We start from the raw sequence: 21,066 nt of genomic DNA, 5'->3' as shown, positions 1-21,066 counted from the left end.
TTTTATTTAAAAAAAAAGCATCGTAGCCCCGTTTGGTTTAAAAAAACGGAATTTAAGTTATAAATGATTGTTTTAAAAGAGTAAGAGTTTATCTTTTTGATGTAATTGTAGATCCCGCAGAAGCTATTATTACAAAAATAACCGCTAAAACTTCATTAAAAGTAAGGTATTCTTGCAAAAATATAAAAGCACAAATTGAAGCAGCAGCAGGTTCTAAACTCATTAATATACTAAAGGTGCGAGCGGGAAGTTGTTTGAGCGCTTTCATTTCTAATGTAAAAGGAATTGCGCTGGATAATAGAGCAAGTGCTACTCCTAAACCTAATAGTTGAGGTGTAAGGTTACTCAAGCCATTTCCTAGAATGCCAAAAGGAACTATAAGCATAGATCCAAATAACATTCCTACAGTAACTGCTTCTCCACCTTTCATTATTTTAGAAATTTTCCCTCCCAATACTATATATGCCGCCCAAAGCGCACCAGCTAAAAGCGCAAAAAGTACTCCCAAAATATCCAATCCATTATTTGACCAAGGAGCAATCAAAACAATTCCTGCTGCTGCAAGAAGTACCCAAAAAAAATCAATAATGCGCTTAGAACCGAAAACAGCTACGAATAAAGGACCGATAAATTCAAGTGTTACTGCAAGTCCTATGGGAATTCTTTCAATTGATAGATAAAAAATTAAATTCATAGCTCCCAGAGACAAACCGTAAGGAATTACCAATTTCCATTGGTTTGCAGTTATTTTTTTTAGGTTTGGCCTGTAAACTGCCAATAGTATCAATGCTGAAATACCAATCCTCAATGAAGCAGTTCCTGCAGCACCTATAGCTGGAAAAAGACCTTTAGCTATAGCTGCTCCAGATTGCACACTTATTATTGCTAAAAGTACGGCTGGTAAAGGAGGAATGTTGATAGGTTTAAGTTTCATGCAAAGTTCAATATAGTCGGGTAAAACTACAAAATTTAAAAATTAAAGCAAGTGTTGATATTTTATATTCATGTAACAGTAAAACTTTAAGAGCAATTACTGTAGGAAACATAAAATCCGAATGAAGAAATAAATTTCTGGAGAAACGGCAAGAATTTAATATAAAAATATTTGCCTATTTTGAACATACTAAAACATGGGGAATGTTGTAAATAAAAAAAACCGTAAACACTTATTGAGTAAGTGATTACGGTTTTGTTTTGTGGAGTCGCCGGGAATCGAACCCGGGTCCAAACAAGCAACTAAGAAGCTTTCTACGCGTTTATTTCCTGATTGAATTTTCGATAATGTGCTAGGCCAGAAACAGCCACACAATACTTATCTTCTTAATTTTGAAATCCACCCGAAGCTCATGGAAATCTAGGTTTATTTTTACGGTTCCCCTAAACTGAACGCCACAAACCAAGGCTTTCAAGGAGAATCCAGCTTTCCTATCTGATAGGAACGTGGCGTAATCGTACTATAATTCGGATTATGCAGCTAAAGCGTAGTTATTTTCGCCGTGTAAAATTGTAAGATCTTATATTTACGAGCAAGGTCTCAATGCTCGACGTGCTTACTAATCAATTCGACTTGCTGTCAAAACCAGTCGACCCCTTTTTTTATTTCAAAATCCCAACCCTAATTTTGAGTTTGCAAATGTACACTTTTTATCTGAACTACTGATGTAGAATTAGAAACACTATTTCAAAAATCATACCTTTTTTATTCGTCTTTTAATCGGAATGGATAGTCGCCAAATAGAGTTGCTAGTTTCCTAATATCATAGGTTTTTCGGGTAAATTTATTTGAAAGTGCTATTATAGTAACACCTTCTTTTCTTAACGTTATATAAGAAGAAGTATTACCATGCCACCAGCCATTGTGGAAATAAAAATTTTGTCCTGTTTCCCAGTTCACCATCCGAATTCCTAGACCATAATTTTTTGTTCCTTTACGTTCATTACTGTATGGTTTATATACTTGACTTTGAAGGTCTGCCGTTAAAAAAGCCGAATTGTTTCTGGCTCTGTCAAATTTCAATAAATCACGCGGTGTAGAGTAGATATTCTTATCTCCATAAATGGCATCTAAATAATCTTTTCCTATTTCTACTTTGTTGCCTTTATAGGAAGTTACTGCTGTATCTTTATCTTTTTCGTAGTCAAAAACGTAAGTATTTTTCATGCCAAGTGGCTCGAAAATGATTTGTTTCATGGCCTCTTTGTACGGAAGTTTTGTAATTTTTTCAATAACTAATGCCAGCATCGCATAATTAGTATTACAATAACTGAAACGGGTATCTGTTTTGAATTCTAAACCGATATCTTTTGTAGCCATTATTGTAAGTATGTCTTGATTGGTCAATATGTTGTGTCTGTCCCAGATGGTTTTGTCACGATCTGTAAAATAGGCATAATGACGCATTCCACTTCTATGATTCAATAATGTCCTTATGGTTACATCTGGATAAGGAAACTCTTTCAAGATTGTGTTGACCTTCTGATCTAATTCGATTCGTTTAGCATTTACTAATTTTAAAATAGCGGTTGCCGTTATAACCTTACTTACAGATGCAATATGTAAAGGAGTAGACTTAGTAATTAATGTTTTATCTCTAAAATTAGAGTAGCCTTCATATTTCTCATATATAATTTGGCCGTTTTTAGCAACTAAAAAGCTCCCGTTGGCGCTGTTATTAGGCCAGTTTTTTTTATAGAAAGAATCTATTTCTTGTTTTTTTGAATTGATGTATTCAGCAGTAAGTTTGGCCTCAGGATTACCTAACGGCTTCATTTTAGGTAATGTACTCTTTGGGAGTTGGGCATCACTTATTTCAACTTTCTTTTTCTCTTTATTGCAAGAGCTTAAAACTAAAAAGAGGAGGAAAATATATAGTATCTTTGTTTTTTTTATAAAAATCATTTCTGTAGTGCTAGAAAGGCAAATATATAGAATCAATGTCTTTTGATACGTTGTTTTTTCTAAACCTTAACACTATTTTATTAGTAACTCCAAGGCTGCTTTTTCGTATCATTTTGTACATCAGCTAATAGTAGTTTCAAGTTTGTTTAAATTAAAAAAAAATTAACTGAATTTTGTTTAAATTGTTATATTTGTAACAAATAAATTAAATAAAGTTATAATAAATCAAATCAAAAGTATATACATATGAGATTCGGAATTTTAAAAGAGAGAAAAAACCCGCCAGACAGAAGAGTTATTTTCTCACCAGATGAATTAGCTAGATTAAAACAGCTGTATGAAGGTACTTCTATCAAAGTAGAAAGTTCAGATATTAGAGTGTTTACGGATAATCAATATAAAAGTTTTGGAATTGAAGTAACTGATGATGTAACTGATTGTGATGTTTTATTTGGTGTTAAAGAAGTTCCAGTAGAAAATTTAATTCCTAACAAAGCCTATTTCTTTTTTTCGCATACCATAAAAAAACAACCTTACAACAGAAAATTATTGCAAGCAGTTTTAGAAAAAAATATTGATTTATATGATCATGAAACAATTGTAGATTCGCATAATCGCAGGTTAATTGGTTTTGGCCGTTATGCTGGTATAGTGGGGACTTATAATAGCATTCGTGCTTTTGGAATCAAATTTGAATTGTTTAAATTACCAAAAGCAGAAACATTATCCGGAAAAGAAGCATTAATTACACATTTAAAAAGAGTGGTTTTGCCTCCCTTGAAATTTGTAATTACGGGATCAGGAAAAGTAGGTAATGGTGCAAAAGAGATTTTGGATGCCATAAAAATTAAGGAAGTTTCAGTAGAGAATTATTTATCGAAAAACTACACTCAGCCGGTTTATACTCAAATAGATGTCTTGGATTACAACAAACGCATGGATGGTAAAGTATTAGATTTTACTGATTTTTATCACAACCCAAAAGAATACATTTCTGACTTTGAACGATTTACTAAAGTTTCTGATGTTTATATCACAGGACATTTTTATGCCAATGAAGCTCCAGTAATTTTGACTCGTGAAATGCTACAATCTAAAGATTGTAAAATTAAGATTGTCGCTGATGTTTCCTGTGATGTTAATGGTCCAATAGCTTGCACCCTAAGATCATCAACAATTGCTGAACCTTTATATGGGTATTTGCCTAGTGAGGATAAGGAAGTTGATGTTTTTCATCCTGCAGCAATTGTAGTAATGGCAGTCGATAACCTACCATGTGAGTTGCCAAAAGACGCTAGTGAAGGATTTGGAGAAATGTTTATGCAACATGTAATACCTGCATTTTTCAATGGTGATAAAGATGGGATTTTACAAAGAGCCAAAATTACTGAAAATGGAAAACTAACATCAAGATTTAGCTATTTACAAGATTTTGTCGATGGGAAATAAGACCTGTTTTTAGATGATTTTTTAAACCTGTAATGTAATGTTGCAGGTTTTTTTATTCAAATTAGTGGCTGAAAATATGTTTTACATTTGAAATATTATAAATCAATTAACACCGCACAATTTTTGACTCGATTGTAATTGCCTAATTTTGTTCAAAATTTGAAATTTATAATGTCAAAAAATATTCCAATTTCCTTACTAGAATTAGCGATAATTACCGAAAATAGTAATGCAAGCGAAACATTACAAAAAACAAAAGCACTAGCGCAATTGGCTGACAGTTTAGGGTACAGCCGTTTTTGGTTGGCCGAACATCATAATATGGCTCATGTTGCCAGCAGTGCAACGGTTGTATTGATTGGTTATATTGCCAGTCAAACCAAGAATATTAGAGTAGGTTCAGGAGGTATTATGTTACCCAATCATGCTCCTTTGATTATTGCAGAACAATTTGGCACACTCGAATTACTATATCCCAACCGTATTGATTTAGGATTAGGAAGAGCACCAGGAACAGATGGATTAACCGCACAGGCGATTCGGAAAGATTTCTTTGAGCAATCACAGCGATTTCCTCAAAATGTGGCCGCGTTACAGGAGTTTTTCTCGGTGGATAATGCTAATTCAAAAGTACGTGCTTTTCCTGCTGAAGGGATTAAAGTTCCTATTTGGATATTAGGATCTAGTATGGATAGTGCTGCTTTAGCTGCTGCCAATGGATTACCGTATGCTTTTGCAGGACATTTTGCACCAAAACAGATGTATCAGGCATTTCAGTTTTATAGAGATAATTTTGAACCTTCAGAATATTTAGACCAACCCAAAACGATGGCTTGTGTAAATGCTATTGCTGCCGATACGGATGATGATGCCGAAAAATTGTCGACGAGTTTGACTCAGATGTTTCTGAATTTAATTCGGAATGATAGAAAACCATTGCAACCTCCAGTTGATTCCCTCGATGGAATTATGAGCGAAGAAGAACATTTTCATGTCAATCAAATGACTGCTTGTTCTTTTGTAGGGAGTAAAGAAAAATTAGTGACTGAATTAAAACAGTTTATTGATTACACTAAAATAGATGAATTGATCATTACCAGTCCAATTTTTAATCACGACGATAAATTGAAAAGCATTCGAATAATGAAAGAAGTTATCGATACAATATAATAGTATTTATTATCTTCTTAAAAATAAAATAATCCTGCAACGTTAAACATTGCAGGATTATTAATTTATTACTCATAATTATCAATATGTCATTGATAATTAATTATTTAAGACTTCCTACCATTTCTTCGGGTTTAACCCAAGCATCAAAATCTTCTGGAGTAACGTATCCTAATCGTACAGCTTCTTCTTTAAGTGTTGTGCCGTTTTTATGTGCCGTTTGTGCAATTTCAGCGGATTTGTAATATCCTATTTTAGTATTCAATGCAGTAACTAACATTAATGAGTTGTCAACCAATTCTTTGATGCGTTTGTAGTTAGGTTCGATACCTTGTGCACAATGTTCGTCAAAAGACATACAAGCATCACCAAGTAATCTAGCTGATTGTATGAAATTTGCAGCCATCAATGGTTTGAAAACATTCAGCTCATAATGACCTTGCATTCCTCCAATAGAGATTGCAACATCATTCCCCATAACTTGAGCGCAAACCATAGTCAATGCTTCACACTGTGTTGGGTTTACTTTTCCTGGCATGATTGAAGATCCTGGCTCGTTTTCTGGAATGAGGATTTCTCCAATTCCGGAACGTGGTCCAGAAGCAAGCATGAGAACATCATTAGCAATTTTGTTCAAAGAAACCGCCAGTTGTTTTAATGCTCCATGAGTTTCTACGATGGCATCGTGTGCAGCAAGCGCTTCAAATTTATTTTCGGCAGTTACAAATGGATGTCCTGTAAATTCAGCAATATATTCAGCCACTTTTACGTCATATCCTTCTGGAGTATTTAATCCAGTTCCTACAGCAGTTCCCCCTAAAGCGACTTCTGATAAGTGAGCTAAAGTATTTTTGACAGCTTTCAATCCGTAGTTTAATTGTGCTACATATCCTGAAATTTCCTGTCCTAATGTAAGTGGCGTAGCATCCATTAAGTGTGTACGACCTATTTTGACCAAATTATTGAATTTAATTGCTTTTGCATGAAGTGTATCTCTTAGTTTTTCTACTCCTGGAATGCTAACTTCAACAACTGCTTTGTAGGCTGCTATGTGCATACCGGTAGGGAAGGTGTCATTTGAAGATTGTGATTTATTTACATCGTCATTGGCTTTAATGAATTGTTCGCCTTCGCCAATGTTGAATCCTTTAAGAACTTGTGCACGGTTTGCTACAACTTCGTTTACATTCATGTTACTTTGTGTACCTGAACCTGTTTGCCAAATCACTAATGGGAATTCATTATCTAATTTTCCCGCAAGGATTTCATCACAAACAGCACCAATTGCATCTCTTTTATCGACTGGTAAAACTCCTAAATCACAATTGGCATAAGCAGCTGCTTTTTTAAGATAAGCAAAACCTTCAATAATTTCTTTTGGCATCGAAGCCGATGGACCAATTTTGAAGTTGTTTCTTGAACGTTCTGTTTGTGCTCCCCAATACTTATCAGCAGGAACCTGTACTTCACCCATGGTGTCTTTTTCTATTCTGTATTTCATTTTGTTGTTATTTAGGAATAATAATGTCAAATACTACTTTTTATACTTGACAGGAATGGAAATTTTTTCTTTTTTTCTTTAAAAAAGAAAAGATTGAAGTGAACAGCTGAAAACAGCTCCAGAATCAGAGTCCTAAAATACGGATAATTCCTTTTTTATAAAAATTGGTTGATAGTTTTTATGTTTTTTATTGGTAAGAAAAGGAATTAAACTTACATTTGTGGCTACATTCAAAATTCCGGAAAACATGTTTGAATTTTCACAGTACTTAGGCTTTTTACTTTTCTTAACCATTCTTACTATTGGGTTTTGGTTAATGTTTTTTCTAGTTGGTTTCGTATCCTATTGGGTAGGTGGAGCAAGTTGGGAAGCATACAAAGAGAAAAGAGAAAAAAAGAAGCAAGAACAATCAGTTTAAACTTTTTGTTAAATAAAAAAAGGACTCATTTTATGGGCCCTTTTTTTTATGCTTGTACTTTTCAAATAAATAAATTAACTATTTAATTTATAAAAAAAAGGACCCATTTTCATGAGTCCTTAACTTATTATCCTTGATAATCTCCTTCATTATCACCTTGATTTCGTCTTGGTTGTTCTCTTTCGTTTTTAGGTTTGTTAATACGGTACGTAAATGAAAGTGTAAATTGTCTTTCTCTCCACTGCATTTCACTGTATGAATTAGCAAATTGAGGTAAGTAAGTTTCCATTAATCTTTTTCTCGAATTAAAAACGTCACTGATATTAAATGAAAGTGTTCCTTTGTCTTTCAGTATATCTTTGCTAAAGGCTAAGTTTGCTGCAAAAACACCTAAACTTCTTCCTTGAGCATTATTTTGCGGTCCGTTGTAAGTCGCGTTTGTCTGCCAATCTATTTTGTAAGGTAAAGTAATTTTAGAGGTAATTCTAGTAAACCATGAAGAGGCAGTGTTGTTAAAATCTTGTACGATTTCATTGTTGTTAAAGTCAGTATACACATAGTTACCTTGAGTTTCATTTCTGAAGAAGTTGAAATTACCATTTAATTTCCACCATTTGTATGGAGAATAGTTTAATGTAAATTCAAAACCTGCTCTGTATTCCGTAGCTAAGTTAATAGGTGAGCTTATTGTCACTGGTATTCCGTTTACAAAGTCTCCTGATTCTCTTCTTGCAAATTGAAATACATCAGTAGTTTTATTTACATATAACGAAGTATTGAAAGTCAGTTTTTCCCATCTTTTGATGTATCCAAAGTCTAGTGCATCTGTAAAAGCTGGATCTAAATCAGGATTTCCCACAAAGATGTTGATATTACTAGATAGGTTACTGAATGGGTTTAACATTCTTCCTCTTGGTCTCTGTATTCTGCGGCTGTAGCTTACAGAAGTACTGCTCTTATCTGATATTTCGTAAGTAAAGAAAGCACTTGGAAAAAAATTATTGTACTTTTTTGTGTTAAAATCATTAGTTGCTAATTGATTGATTTCGATATTAGAATCCTCAAAACGCAATCCAAAAAGTGCTGAAAATTTATTTATTTTCACTCCATATTGAGTATATACTGCGTTTACTTTCTCCTTATATTCTAAAGTATTGGTAAAATTTCTATTGATTACCCCATCATTTTCAACTTTGTAATCTGTAAGTAATTCAGTGAAATCACCTCGATAACCTGCTTCAAACTGACTTCCTTTTCCAAAAGGCAATACATAATCCAATTGAAGTAAATTTCTATTTTGAGTCTGATTGTTAATGGTATTGTCAAATTTTACTAATGTTGTATTAGTTGCACGATCTGTTATTATAGCATAATTTAGATCGTCACTAGTAGAGAATGAACCATCAATAGTTAATTTATGCCCGTCTTTATTGAATTTTTTTGTAAAATTTGTTGCAAATTCTACACTTTCGCTATTGCTGCTCTCTTCATTAATCCTATTACGTCTGTAGTCAAAACTACCGTCTCCATTAATATTATTTTGAAAGACATTATCAACATTATCCCCATTACTTTTTCTGTAATTAAATGTGTTGGTCCAGGCTGTACTTTCGGTCAAGTACCATTCTATACCAAAGTTTCCATTGTATCCCTTATTTAATCTTTCATTTTTCCTAGATTCATTTACAGAATTAGTGATATCATTGTTATCGTTTAGATAATTCGTATTGGTTATAGCATTTCCTGGATTGCTACGATCATTAATTCCTTGAGTTGTAAATAAGTTAAAGTTTTTTGACTTATAATTGATTGTACCGCTCAAACCATAATTTTCAGGATACCCCGCTGAGGCAATAAATGTTCCGTTTAATCCTTGGTTTTTACCTTTTTTCAATATAATATTCAATAAACCTCCACCACCTTCAGCATCATAACGTGCTGACGGATTGGTAATAACTTCTACTTTTTCAATCGCATCTGCTGGGATCAATCTCAATGCTTCGGCAATGTTAATAGCATTTGAAGGTCTACCATCAATAAGAACTCTTACATTGTCATTTCCTCGTAGGCTCACATTTCCTTCAACATCAACTGAAACGGATGGTATATTATCCAAAACGTCGCTTACAGTTCCTCCTTTAACCATAAGATCGCTTCCTACATTGTAAACTTTTTTGTCTAATTTAATTTCGACTGTAGTTTTTTCAGAGCGAATAACAACTTCATTTAATTGATTGGCATCTTCCTCTAAACTAATCATACCTAAGCTAGTACTTTTCTGAAGGTTTTTCTGTTTAATTTCGCTTATTTTGAAAGATATAAATTCAATTTTTATATCATAAATTCCCGGTTTAACCTCAATATCAAATTCACCATTTGGATTTGTAATTCCTCCAGCAACTGGTTTTGGATTATTTGGAATTAAAAAAGTAATTGTAGCGTATTCAAGTGGTTGTTTGCTTATTTTCTCAACTACCTTACCTGTTATTTTAATTTTTGGAACTGCAGGTCCTTGTGGAGCTTGAGCAAAACTGAGTAGGGTAGTAAAAAAGAGAACGAGAATTAAAACGGATTTTATTTTTTTCATTTTTAAAAAAACTTTGGTTATGAACTTAAGATGGTAAAAGTAGGATTTGGTTTAATACTACAAATCACAAAATAATGTTAATTAAACCAACAGGTTTTTAAAAAATAAAAGATTCCACTTTTTCTAAATCACGTCCTATAATTGCTGAATTCTCTGTTATTACTATTGGTCTTTCAATTAATATTGGATTTAAAATCATAGCTTGAATAATTTGTTCGTCATTCATTTTTTGGTTTTTAAAATTTTCTATCCAAATTTTTTCTTTTTGACGAACTAAATCAATTGGGTTTATATTTAATTTCTGGATAATAGCATACAACTCATCAAAAGAAGGTGGGTTTACCAGATAATTGATTATCTCATATTCTTTTTTTGAATTTTCTAAAAATGCCAGACAGTTTCTGGATTTTCCACAGCGCGAATTATGGTATATTTGTATCATATTTAATTATTGTTAACAGTAATTTAAGGATTAATAATTGTGTAACAAAAATAGCATTTGCTTCACTAATTAAGTATAAATACTAAATGAAAAATATATGTTTATAGAACAAGGAATAAAATCGGAGAATTATTTTTGGAAATATATTATTGGTTCATTAATAATAATTTGTTCTTCTTTTGTGGGCCAGTTGCCACTTTTGATAGGAATTTTATATGAAACAATTTTTTATGACAAGGCTTATCCAACAAGTAATGAAGCGGTAATGCGTTTTTTTGACTCTAATTTGACATTGTTATTAATTCTAATTTCGTTCGTTTTTATTATGCTTGGTATAGTGTTAGTCGTCCGCAATTTACATGAACAAACGATGCTATCAGTTACAACATCAAGAGCTAAATTAGATTGGAAAAGAGTTGGTTTTTCTTTTATGATTTGGTCCTTAATTACTATTGTATCTACTTTACTGTTCTATTTTTCTAATCCTAACGATTTCGTATTCAATTTTAAACCAGTCCCATTTGCAATTTTAGTTGTAATAGCGGTGCTTTTAATTCCTGTACAAACAAGTTCTGAGGAATATATTTTTAGAGGTTACTTAATGCAGGGATTCGCTAATCTTTCACGGAATAAATGGTTTCCTTTATTGATGACTTCGCTTATTTTTGGAGGAATGCACATTTTTAATCCTGAAGTGGCTAAAATGGGATATGTTGTACTTGTTTATTACATAGGAACTGGACTAATGCTAGGAATAATGACATTGATGGATGAAGGTATGGAACTGGCTTTAGGATTTCATGCTGCCAATAATTTAGTTGGTGCTTTACTAATTACATCAGATTGGTCTGCATTTCAAACCAATTCTATTTTTAAAGATATTTCAGAGCCTTCAGCCGGATTAGATGTTATACTTCCAGTTGTTCTTATTTACCCAATACTTTTATATATCTTTAGTAAAAAATACAATTGGACCAATTGGAAAGAAAAATTAACGGGAAATATCTAAACATTTCAACTGTTGAATAATTTAAAAAAAAAAATACTATCATGACCGATACATTAACATATCAAAATGTCCACAATCTATTTAAATTAAACGGATTTCATCTGAATCGAAATGATTTATGCAGAGTAGCCTACAGTTTTATTAAAGAAGGAGAGGAATTTGAAAAATCAGTTGGAGATTTTATACTCGATTGGTTTGATAACAAATCGTATATCGAAATCAATACTTCTGGAACAACAGGAACTCCTAAATTAATTCGTGTAGATAAACAAGCGATGGTTAATTCAGCAATTGCAACTGGAGATTTTTTTGACTTAAAACCGGGTGATAAAGCATTACATTGTTTGCCAACTAAATTTATCGCTGGCAAAATGATGTTTGTGAGAAGTTTTATTCTTGGTTTAGATATTGATTTTGTTGCTCCAAGTTCTCATCCTATGTTGCATAACGATTCTCAATATGATTTTGTAGCTATGGTACCTTTACAAGCTCAAAATTCTTTATTGGAATTAAAAAATGTAAAAAAGATGATTGTTGGGGGAGTTAAAATGAGCAAAACACTTGAAAAAGGACTTTCTAAATTGAAAACAAAAGTATATGAAACCTATGGTATGACAGAGACCATTACTCATATTGCAGCTAAAAAGATAGGAGAAAACGCTTTTTCTATTTTACCAAATATTAAAATTAGCCAAGATGATAGAAATTGTCTGGTGATTGATGCTTTAAAAATTTCAGAAGAATCCATTGTTACCAATGATTTAGTAGAATTGGTAGGCGATAATCAGTTTGTTTTCCTAGGACGTATTGATAATGTGATAAATAGTGGTGGGATCAAATTAATCCCTGAAAAAATTGAAGACAAGTTATCAGATAAAATTAATTCAAGATTTTTTGTAACAGGAAAAGAAGATGCTGTTTTAGGTGAAAAGTTAGTTCTTGTTATTGAAGGCGAACCACAAACCTTAGATGAAAGTATTTTTGAGGATTTAGACAAATATGAAAAACCCAAAGAAGTGTTTTATGTTGCTAAATTTAGTGAAACCGAAAGCGGAAAAATAAAGCGTAAAGAAATTGTAGAAAGTATTTAAATCTATATTAATAACAAAGAAGCTTCCTAATTTTTAGGAAGCTTCTTTGTTTAATTATTTTTGCATTTTAAAGTAATAATCAGCTGAATTTTTTCCACTTCCGTAGAAAAAGAAAAAGATACAAATACATAATATCAGTAATGCTAAAAGTAAATTTTGGGATTGCATTTCTCCCATAAAATTTATAAATATAGCCCCTATTAATATGGGTAGTTGTGCAATTATTGCCCATCTAGTAAGTAAACCAAATGCAATCATTATTCCGCCAATCAATTGAGCTGGAGCAATATAATGTACGAGAAACATTCCACCTCCAATTTTGTCAATTGGAGAAATGAGATCATTTAAATATTGGATGTTCGTTATAAAAGAGATTCCTTTCATAAACAAAAATACACCAAGTGCTATACGTACCAAATCCACGGGTAAATAAGTGTGCGCATTCGCCCATTTATTTAAACTTTTTACGCTGTTCATAATACTATAGGTTAAAATGTTAAACTCTAAGTTACTGATTTTTAAATTAATAGAGGTATTTTTTACAAAAAGCTAAACGTGGAATCTTTTTATTTATTCAAAAGAATTGACTTTCAGATTTTGTAAATACACTTTAAACTTTGCTTTTCAACATTTAAGAATAGTAAGAGTAGAGAAGTTATATTTTAAAAAGATTTAGTTATTTATTACACTTAATGTCATCATAATAATTTAATCAACGATTATTTATTCTTAAACAATCACTGTTTTTTAAATGAAAATGAGCTAAAAATGGTAAGAAATTAAGAGAAAAATCAATCTTATTTATTAAAACATTCCTATTTGATTTCCGTAGTAAATTCCAAATTGTAGATGTATTTTTTGAGGTAGTATTTTTTTGTCTTTTTTTTAAGAATTGGTGTTTATTATAGGGCAATTATATATTTTTTAAGTTAAGCCCGAAGCCCAAATATTGCCAAAATGCTATTTTAGGCTGGCTATTGTTTTACGGTTACATACATTGCCATAGTTAACCCTTTTTTTGTATTCCAAGTTCCTAAACTTGAAGAACGAGTTATGGATTCACCGAAAAGTTGCCCACTATATCGGAATGGTTCTTTTTCATCTAATTTTTCGGGGATATATTCAATCGTAATAAATAATGGGATATCAAATTTTAGGTCAAAATCAGTCAAGTCAAATTTATTCCAACCATTTTCAACTTTTTGTTTCACAATGATATTTTCAGTATTTATTTTTTCAAATGGTAAGTTATCTTTAATGTTATAAAAGTTGATTCTAAATCTTGTCGTATCAGCATTTACATTAAATAAATTGATATTTACATTTAGTATTTTTGAGGGTTTTTTTAACTTAATTTTCTTTGCAAATTCTTGAATGTCTTTGTTTTTATCATTATTTGCTCTTACATAACCTGCAACCATACTACTGTAAGATTTCGTGCCAATTTCTAATTCTGTTGCTTTGGTAGCCACAATAATAACTTCAGATAAATCAGTTGTTTTTTGCTTAAGAACGAGTTCCTTATTTTTTAATTTTAAAACATCTTCAATCTTAGCATTTAACTCTTCAAAACCTATGTATGAAAAAGTTAATATTTCATTCGTCTTTGAATTGTCAATTATCAATGAAAAGTTTCCGTTTTCATCAGAAATAGTTCCAATGTTTTTATTTTTAATCCCAATATTTACAAATTGCAATTCTTTACCATCTTCGCTTTTTATTTTTCCATTGACTAAAACTTGACCAAAAAAAGAATTGTAAAAAAGGAGAAGGGTTATTGCTATATTTATTCTCATAATTTTGGTGCTAGATTGCCTACAACTATATTTAAAACTGTTTAAAGATAAAAAGCTTTCTTTTTTTATTAAAAAATGTCCTCAGTTATTTTTTTGTAGATGAAAACAATGTTACAATAAAGAAGATCTAATTAGTAGAATTACAATAGGTTTAGAATCTAAGGATACTATAAATGCTTTTAGGAATTATATAATTAATTCCTAAAAGCATTATAAACCTTCAAAAGTGAGTGTAAGTTGTTTTTAAACAAAAAGTTAAACTTGGATTACACCTAAGTTAAATTTCTTCTCAATAGGCGAGTGGTTAGCCGCTTCAATACCCATAGAAATCCAGGTTCGTGTGTCTAAAGGATCAATTATTGCATCTGTCCATAATCTAGAAGCTGCATAGTATGGTGAAACTTGTTCGTCATATCTGGCCTTAATTTTATCAAACAATTCCTTCTCTTTGGTTTCATCTACCATTTCGCCTTTTGCTTTAAGTGAAGAAGCTTCTATCTGAGCCAATACTTTTGCGGCTTGTGTTCCACCCATAACAGCTAATTCAGCGCTTGGCCAAGCAAAAATTAATCTAGGATCATAGGCTTTTCCACACATAGCATAATTTCCGGCTCCATAGGAATTTCCTACTATTACCGTAAATTTTGGCACAACGGAATTGGATACTGCATTCACCATTTTAGCACCGTCTTTTATAATTCCACCATGTTCAGATTTAGATCCAACCATAAATCCGGTAACATCTTGAACAAAAACTAAAGGAATTTTCTTTTGGTTGCAATTAGCAATAAAACGAGTGGCTTTGTCCGCACTATCGGAGTAGATTACGCCTCCAAACTGCATTTCGCCATTTTTAGTTTTCACCACTTTTCGTTGGTTAGCTACAATTCCTACGGCCCAACCGTCAATTCTGGCATAACCTGTGATTATGGTTTGTCCGTAACCATCTTTATAGGGTTCAAACTCGGAATTATCAACTAATCGATTGATGATTTCCATCATGTCATATTGTTCATTTCTAGCTTTTGGCAAAACACCATAGATTTCTTTTTCGTCTAATGCTGGTTTTTCTGCTTTAATTCGGCTGTAACCTGCTTTATCAAAATCACCTATTTTGTCAACTATGTTTTTTATTTTGTCTAAAGCATCTTTGTCATCTTTGGCTTTATAATCTGTAACTCCCGAAATTTCACAATGTGTAGTAGCTCCTCCTAACGTTTCATTGTCAATGCTTTCGCCAATGGCAGCTTTAACTAAATAACTTCCCGCTAAGAAAATACTACCTGTTTTATCTACAATCATAGCTTCATCACTCATGATTGGCAAATAAGCACCACCAGCAACACAACTTCCCATTACGGCGGCTATTTGGGTGATTCCCATGCTGCTCATTTGTGCATTATTTCTAAAAATACGACCAAAATGCTCTTTATCAGGGAAAATTTCATCTTGCAAAGGCAAATAAACTCCTGCGCTATCCACTAGATAGATTATTGGTAGACGATTTTCCATTGCTATTTCTTGAGCACGTAAATTTTTCTTAGCAGTAATAGGAAACCAAGCTCCCGCTTTTACAGTTGCATCATTAGCCACTACAATACATTGTTTCCCTCGGATGTATCCTATTTTTACCACAACTCCACCTGATGGGCAACCACCGTGTTCCGCATACATTCCTTCACCAACAAATGCGCCAATTTCGATACATTTTGATTTTGGATCTAATAAATATTCGATACGTTCACGTGCTGTCATTTTGCCTTCACCATGTAATTTCTGAATGCGTTTTTCACCGCCTCCTAATTTGACTACACTTAATTTTTGTCGCAATGCTGAAAGTAAAAGTTTATTGTGGTCTTCGTTTTTGTTGAAGTTCAAATCCATGATGAAATAATGTTAAAAATGTTTGCGCTAAAATACAAAATCCAACTAAATAAATTTTATTATTTTAATGTGTAAATAATGAAAATCGAATATTTGTTTACTATTAAAACAAAAAAACAGAAGCGAACTTCTGTTTTTTTGTGAATTCAATAAAAAAGATACTATTTATTTTTTTGAATCGTTTACCAGTCTTTTTAAAATTGCCCATTGTTTCAATGCATCTCTAGCTTCTACAGCTGGATATCCTAACATGGTTTTACCCGCAGGAATATCTCCTGTAACACCTGAACCTGCTCCTACAATGGCACCATCGCCAATAGTAGTGTGATCTTTTATAGATGCGCTTCCGCCAATAATTACGCCGTTACCTAAAGTTACGGATCCTGCTAATCCACTATTTCCAGCCATAATACAAAATTTACCCAATTTACTATTATGTCCTATTTGCACTAAATTATCAATTTTGCAACCATCACCTAAAACGGTAGAACTGAATTTTCCTCTATCAACACAAGAGTTAGCACCAATCTCGACGCTATTACCAATAATTACATTTCCAATTTGTGGAATTTTTACTAAACCGCGTTGTGGGTCAGGACGAAATCCAAAACCATCAGCACCAATTGTAGCATTGGGATGCAATATGCAATCATTCCCAATATGACAGCGCTCTCTAATAACGGTTCCAGACCATATTACAGTATTTTTTCCTATTGTACATTCATCAAGGATAGTCACATTTGGATAAATGGTAGTGTTGTCCCCAATTACAACTTTGGGTCCAATATAGCAACCAGCACCAATTCGGGCACCGTTACAAATCGTTGCAGTTGGGTCAATCACTGCCGTTGGATGAATATCAATAGCAAATAATGGAGTGGGAGGTGCAAAAAGTTCTAATACCTGAGACATTGCTAAATCTGCATTTTTTACTTTTATGAATGCTCTGTCTTCCCCTGGTTCTATAGCGATATCTTCGTTTACAACGGCAACACAAGCCTTAGATGTTGCCCAATATTTTTCATATTTTTTATTTCCAATAAATGAAATTTCAGAAATATTGGCCATTTCTAATTGTTCAGGAGCTGTAATTTTTTTGGTTGTATTCCCAATTATCTCTCCCTTAAGAACCTCATTTATTTCTTGAATTGTGTAAGATTTCATTAAGTATAAATTGGATTTGGTTGTTAAATAATTATCAAATAAAAGAATTTACTTGTAGTTATCCTAATTAATCATAGATTTTAGTGCTGTTAACGTATTACTTGATTGTTATTCAAGTCTTGTATGTTAATAGGTATTTTATACTTTATTACTACTGCCTTACCATCAATTTTTCCCGGTATCCATTTTGGACATTTAACTAAAGTCTTGATCACTGTTAGATCAATTTGTTTGTTCACACTTTTTATTACTTCAAAATGATTTAAAGCCCCGTCCAATTCTACTGAAAATCCAATTATTACCTCGCCTATACCGTTATTTGGCGCTTTAAAATTAGAGGAAATGAAATCATAAAAAGCTTTCATTCCTCCTGGAAATTCTGGTTTTATAAAGTATGGGAAAAATTCAATTTCAGTTCCATTTTCATCAAAACATTTTCCATCAATAAACTCCCCTTTTTTAAAATTTTCGGTTCGTTTTATTTGTCCATTTTCAAAATAACGAGTTTGAACACCTTCTTGTTTGCCTTTACTATAATTTGTTAGCATTTCTTTTGCGCCATTTTTATACCAACGTTCGGATGTTCCATGTAAAATTCGTTTTTTATAATTTGAAAATTGATCTTTGGAATAAAGAGTATTATCTAAGTAGTAAGTAGTTCGTGTAGTTCCTTCTGTATTCTCTTCATAAATAGAATAATAAATCGCTTTATTTGCAGATGGTAATTCTTTAAAGTCTTCAGTAAAGTATACTTTTTTCTGAGCATAAAAAGTTGTGGAGGATAACAAAACGAAGAGAAGAAGTAAGTTTTTCATTGAAAATTGATTGTTAGTAGAACAAAAATAATAAAAAATCCTACAATATAGCGATTTGCTTATTGTAGGATATTATTTAATTGTAGGATAATATCACTCTTCTTTTTGTCCCATCATCATCAGATAGGCTTTCAGGAATTCATCAATTTCTCCATTCATTACACCATCAACATTGCTGGTTTCATAACCTGTTCGAACATCTTTGACTAATTTATAGGGTTGCATCACATAATTCCTTATTTGGGAACCCCATTCTATTTTCATTTTCCCCGCTTCAATATCAGCACGTTGTGCCTGTTTCTTTTTTAACTCAATTTCGTATAATTGAGATCGTAACATTTGCATGGCGCGCTGTCTGTTATCTTGTTGCGAACGTGTTTCTGAACATTGAATTTGAATTCCTGTAGGTTTATGAAATAATTGTACTTTAGTTTCTACTTTATTTACATTTTGCCCTCCAGCACCACTGGATCTAGATGTCGTAATCTCTATATCTGCAGGATTTATATCAATTTCGATGCTATCATCTACAAGCGGATATACATAAACAGATGCAAATGAGGTATGACGTTTAGCATTACTGTCAAATGGTGAAATACGCACCAATCGATGGACGCCGTTTTCTCCTTTTAAATATCCAAAAGAATAATCTCCTTCAAATTCAAGTGTTACGGTTTTTATACCCGCAGCTTCTCCTTTTTGGAAATTCAGTTCTTTTATTTTAAATCCATATTTTTCGCCCCACATCATGTACATACGCATGAGCATTTCAGCCCAATCGCAACTTTCAGTTCCACCGGCACCAGCTGTTATTTGTACCACAGCACTCAAAGTGTCACCTTCGTCCGAAAGCATGTTCTTGAATTCAATGCCTTCAATATGCGCTTGTGTAGCGCTGTAATGTTCGTCTAACTCCTCGGTAGTTAGTTCTCCATCCTTGTAGAAATCATAGGCGAGTTGCAATTCATCAGTCATTTCGACCGCTTTATTATAATCTTCAATCCATTTTTTCTTGTTTCGAAGGTTTTTTACAATTAGTTCAGCTTCTTTTGGATTGTTCCAAAAGTCAGGTGCAAAAGTTTTTTCTTCTTCGTTTGAAATCTCAATGAGCTTGGCATCAACGTCAAAGATACCTCCTCAACGCACCAAGGCGCTCTACAATACCTTTAATTTGTTCGGTAGTTGTCATAAATTTATATTAATTTGTATGTCTATTTTTAATATTTATCACAATTTATCAAAAATCACGTTGTGTAATACAATTAGTTTAGTTTTAACGGAACTAGTTGGAATTAACAAACGGTATTGTGTAAATTTGTGGCACAAAAATAGAAAAATTTTACAAAGGACAATTCAAGAACCGTCCGTACTGATAATAATAAATATGGAAATAAATTTAATTAGCGATACGATTACAAAACCTTCACGCGAAATGTTGGTACACATGTTAAATGCTGTAGTAGGTGATGACGTTTACAAACAAGATCCTACGGTTATTGAACTTGAAGCAAAAGTTGCCGAAATGTTCGGAATGGAAGCGGGACTTTTCTTTCCTTCAGGTACGATGGCCAATCAAACGGCGATAAAACTACATACACAGCCTGGAGAACAATTGATTGCCGACAAATATGCGCATGTTTATCATTACGAAGGTGGTGGAGTTTCTTTTAATAGTGGTGTTTCGTGTTGTTTATTAGATGGAAATCGCGGCATGATAACTGCGGAACAAGTGGCAGGAGCTATCAATGATCCGGAATTTTACCACAGTCCTTTAACTAGTTTAGTTTGTGTAGAAAATACAACCAATAAAGGCGGTGGTGCTTGTTATGAACTGGAAGATTTGCAAAAAATAAAGATGGTTTGTGATGCCAATAATTTAAAATTTCACATGGATGGTGCCCGAATTTGGAATGCCTTGGTTGCAAAAAATCAAGATCCAAAAGCTTTTGGTAAATTATTCGATACTATTTCAGTTTGTTTGTCTAAAGGATTAGGGGCGCCAATAGGTTCCGTTTTGTTGGCTGACAAAGCAACGATTCACAGAGCGCTTCGTATCCGAAAAATTCTGGGTGGGGGAATGCGTCAAGTAGGATATTTAGCAGCAGCTGGAATTTATGCTTTGGATAACAATATAGAACGCCTTGCAGAAGATCATCGAAGAGCTAAAGAAATTGCTGAAGTTTTGAAAAATGTAAGTTGGGTTGCATCAGTGGAACCTGTTGAGACTAATATTTTGATATTTACATTGGTTCCAAATTGTATTGAAAAGAATTTGATTGAATTATTGAAACAAAAGAATATTTTAATTAGTTCCATGGGTCATGGAAAATTAAGAATAGTTACGCATCTTGATTATAAAGAAGTGATGCACACTTATGTTTTGGAAACATTGCAAAAACTGGTTTAAGAAAAGTTATAAGTTATGAATTATGAGTTTTTCAAGTTGTCAAAACTCATAATTCATAACTTATAATTCATAATTACTTAAACAAATTATCCATACCTGGAATCATTGGCATATCCATTTTAGCAACAGCATCAAGTTCAGCTTCATTTACCTTAGTAGCTTTTTCGATTGCTTTATTAATTACTAAAATCATATAGTCTTCTAGTTGTTCTTTATCTTCTAACAACGAGTCGTCAATAGTGATTGATTTAACTGAGCGATTGGCAGTTAGTGTTACTTTCAATAAACCATCAGTACTTTGTTCGTCTATAAGAACTGTGTCTAAACGTTTCTTTGTGTCTTCTATCTTTTGTTGGGTTTCTTTAAGTTTACCCATCATTCCCATTAAATCCATGTTTTAATTTTTTAAATTAATTGAATTACAAAATTACTAT

At 32.6% G+C, this 21,066-nt stretch carries 18 protein-coding genes and 1 other RNA gene; 6 read left to right on the top strand and 13 right to left on the bottom strand.

Going from position 1 to position 21,066, the window contains the following annotated elements:
- Window positions 1-88: 88 nt before the first annotated feature.
- The 3 genes from DFR66_RS02180 to DFR66_RS02170 all read right to left on the bottom strand — a co-directional run bounded on the left by DFR66_RS02180 (window position 89) and on the right by DFR66_RS02170 (window position 2,899).
- A complete protein-coding gene (locus DFR66_RS02180; RefSeq protein ID WP_114753219.1) occupies window positions 89-934 on the bottom strand; it encodes an EamA family transporter in 846 nt (281 codons plus the stop codon).
- A 260-nt stretch (window positions 935-1,194) separates the two neighbouring features.
- Window positions 1,195-1,591: a transfer-messenger RNA gene (gene ssrA, locus DFR66_RS02175) on the bottom strand.
- A 108-nt stretch (window positions 1,592-1,699) separates the two neighbouring features.
- Window positions 1,700-2,899, bottom strand: a complete 1,200-nt coding sequence (locus DFR66_RS02170) for a serine hydrolase domain-containing protein (RefSeq protein ID WP_114753218.1) — start codon at window positions 2,897-2,899, stop codon at window positions 1,700-1,702.
- 246 nt (window positions 2,900-3,145) lie between these two features.
- Between DFR66_RS02170 and DFR66_RS02165 the strand changes: the two genes are divergently transcribed.
- Complete coding sequence (locus DFR66_RS02165; protein ID WP_114753217.1) at window positions 3,146-4,348, top strand: NAD(P)-dependent oxidoreductase; 1,203 nt, start codon at window positions 3,146-3,148, stop codon at window positions 4,346-4,348.
- 171 nt (window positions 4,349-4,519) lie between these two features.
- Window positions 4,520-5,518, top strand: a complete 999-nt coding sequence (locus DFR66_RS02160) for an LLM class flavin-dependent oxidoreductase (protein WP_114753216.1) — start codon at window positions 4,520-4,522, stop codon at window positions 5,516-5,518.
- A gap of 103 nt (window positions 5,519-5,621) precedes the next feature.
- On the opposite strand, the gene fumC is transcribed toward DFR66_RS02160, so the two are convergent.
- Window positions 5,622-7,019 carry a class II fumarate hydratase gene (gene fumC / locus DFR66_RS02155; protein WP_114753215.1) on the bottom strand — a complete coding sequence of 466 codons (1,398 nt, stop codon included), beginning with the start codon at window positions 7,017-7,019 and terminating at the stop codon, window positions 5,622-5,624.
- A 220-nt stretch (window positions 7,020-7,239) separates the two neighbouring features.
- Between fumC and DFR66_RS02150 the strand changes: the two genes are divergently transcribed.
- The gene (locus DFR66_RS02150) at window positions 7,240-7,437 is read left to right on the top strand and encodes a hypothetical protein (RefSeq protein ID WP_167400480.1); all 198 of its coding nucleotides are present in this window, start codon (window positions 7,240-7,242) and stop codon (window positions 7,435-7,437) included.
- Between the two features lie 127 nt (window positions 7,438-7,564).
- Here the strand turns inward: DFR66_RS02150 and DFR66_RS02145 are convergent, their stop codons facing one another.
- Complete coding sequence (locus DFR66_RS02145; protein ID WP_114753214.1) at window positions 7,565-10,024, bottom strand: outer membrane beta-barrel family protein; 2,460 nt, start codon at window positions 10,022-10,024, stop codon at window positions 7,565-7,567.
- A 97-nt stretch (window positions 10,025-10,121) separates the two neighbouring features.
- Window positions 10,122-10,466, bottom strand: a complete 345-nt coding sequence (gene arsC, locus DFR66_RS02140) for an arsenate reductase (glutaredoxin) (protein ID WP_114753213.1) — start codon at window positions 10,464-10,466, stop codon at window positions 10,122-10,124.
- A 97-nt stretch (window positions 10,467-10,563) separates the two neighbouring features.
- Between arsC and DFR66_RS02135 the strand changes: the two genes are divergently transcribed.
- Together DFR66_RS02135 and DFR66_RS02130 are read left to right on the top strand one after the other, a co-directional pair.
- Window positions 10,564-11,475, top strand: a complete 912-nt coding sequence (locus DFR66_RS02135; RefSeq protein ID WP_114753212.1) for a CPBP family intramembrane glutamic endopeptidase — start codon at window positions 10,564-10,566, stop codon at window positions 11,473-11,475.
- Window positions 11,476-11,516: 41 nt separating this feature from the next.
- Window positions 11,517-12,566, top strand: a complete 1,050-nt coding sequence (locus DFR66_RS02130; RefSeq protein WP_114753211.1) for an AMP-binding protein — start codon at window positions 11,517-11,519, stop codon at window positions 12,564-12,566.
- Between the two features lie 54 nt (window positions 12,567-12,620).
- On the opposite strand, the gene DFR66_RS02125 is transcribed toward DFR66_RS02130, so the two are convergent.
- The 6 genes from DFR66_RS02125 to prfB form a co-directional block, all read right to left on the bottom strand.
- Window positions 12,621-13,043 (bottom strand): DoxX family protein, encoded by a 423-nt coding sequence (locus DFR66_RS02125; RefSeq protein WP_114753210.1) that lies wholly within the window; start codon window positions 13,041-13,043, stop codon window positions 12,621-12,623.
- Between the two features lie 497 nt (window positions 13,044-13,540).
- Complete coding sequence (locus DFR66_RS02120; RefSeq protein ID WP_114753209.1) at window positions 13,541-14,362, bottom strand: carboxypeptidase-like regulatory domain-containing protein; 822 nt, start codon at window positions 14,360-14,362, stop codon at window positions 13,541-13,543.
- Window positions 14,363-14,617: 255 nt separating this feature from the next.
- Window positions 14,618-16,246, bottom strand: a complete 1,629-nt coding sequence (locus tag DFR66_RS02115) for an acyl-CoA carboxylase subunit beta (protein ID WP_114753208.1) — start codon at window positions 16,244-16,246, stop codon at window positions 14,618-14,620.
- 165 nt (window positions 16,247-16,411) lie between these two features.
- Window positions 16,412-17,410: a UDP-3-O-(3-hydroxymyristoyl)glucosamine N-acyltransferase gene (lpxD, locus tag DFR66_RS02110; RefSeq protein WP_114753207.1), complete on the bottom strand. Its 999-nt coding sequence runs from the start codon at window positions 17,408-17,410 to the stop codon at window positions 16,412-16,414.
- Between the two features lie 89 nt (window positions 17,411-17,499).
- Window positions 17,500-18,225, bottom strand: a complete 726-nt coding sequence (locus DFR66_RS02105) for an energy transducer TonB (protein WP_114753206.1) — start codon at window positions 18,223-18,225, stop codon at window positions 17,500-17,502.
- A gap of 93 nt (window positions 18,226-18,318) precedes the next feature.
- Window positions 18,319-19,414, bottom strand: a protein-coding gene (gene prfB, locus DFR66_RS02100) for a peptide chain release factor 2 (RefSeq protein ID WP_114753205.1) whose coding sequence is annotated in 2 segments (ribosomal slippage) — window positions 18,319-19,350 and window positions 19,352-19,414 — 1,095 coding nt in all. Because the reading frame shifts where the segments join, the coding sequence is not laid out codon by codon here.
- A gap of 195 nt (window positions 19,415-19,609) precedes the next feature.
- Here prfB and DFR66_RS02095 point away from each other — a divergent pair.
- Entirely contained in the window at window positions 19,610-20,632 is a 1,023-nt protein-coding gene (locus DFR66_RS02095) for a threonine aldolase family protein (RefSeq protein WP_114753442.1), read from the top strand.
- A gap of 73 nt (window positions 20,633-20,705) precedes the next feature.
- Here DFR66_RS02095 and DFR66_RS02090 read toward each other — a convergent pair whose 3' ends face one another.
- Window positions 20,706-21,026, bottom strand: coding sequence for a YbaB/EbfC family nucleoid-associated protein (locus tag DFR66_RS02090; protein ID WP_114753204.1), 321 nt, complete (start codon window positions 21,024-21,026; stop codon window positions 20,706-20,708).
- Window positions 21,027-21,066: the final 40 nt, after the last annotated feature.

Origin of the sequence: Flavobacterium glaciei (assembly GCF_003350545.1) — a bacterium.
Lineage (GTDB): Bacteria > Bacteroidota > Bacteroidia > Flavobacteriales > Flavobacteriaceae > Flavobacterium > Flavobacterium glaciei.
The sequence above is the reverse complement of the archived record's forward strand: the minus strand, read 5'-3'. Positions and strand labels throughout refer to the sequence as shown.